The sequence below is a fragment of the Fundidesulfovibrio sp. genome, assembly GCF_058402725.1.
Window position 1 is genome coordinate 6,209 of the sequence record NZ_JBZVFJ010000164.1, and the last position, 463, is coordinate 6,671.

1 protein-coding gene is annotated in these 463 nt (G+C 71.5%); it reads right to left on the reverse strand.

Annotated elements, in window-relative coordinates; translation table 11 throughout:
- Positions 1-463, reverse strand: a 463-nt coding sequence (locus tag ACV4UX_RS16205) for a PAS domain-containing protein (protein ID WP_491594321.1), incomplete at both ends; no start/stop codon positions are given.

Below are 463 nucleotides of genomic sequence, written 5' to 3' on the forward strand. Positions count from 1 at the left end.
GGTGGCCCCGCTTGCGCTCACCTCCACGTCCAGGAAGGTGCCGTCCTTGCGGCGAAACACCGTCTCGAACACCGCGCGCCCGCCCTGCACGGCCTCGAACTTGCGCCGGATGCCCTCCTCGTCCAGGCCCGCCTCGAACCTGCCCAGGGGCGCACCCGCCACCTCGCCCGGCGCGTAGGAGAGCATGGACGCGAAGCGCGCGTTGGCCTCGGTCAGATTCAGACGCTCGTTCACCACGACGATGCCGTCGCAGCTCAGGTCCAGCAGGGCCTTGCGGCGGTGGATCTCGGCTTCCAGCGTCTGTTGGGAGAGCAGGCGCTCGGCCGCGTCGCGTTCCAGGGCCTGGGCCATGTCGTCCAGGGAGGACGCCAGCCTGCCCAGCACGCCGCGGTTCTCCAGGAGGCCGGAACGGGCGCTATATTCGCCCGCGCCCAGGCGCCCCGCCACCTGCACCAGCCTGGTC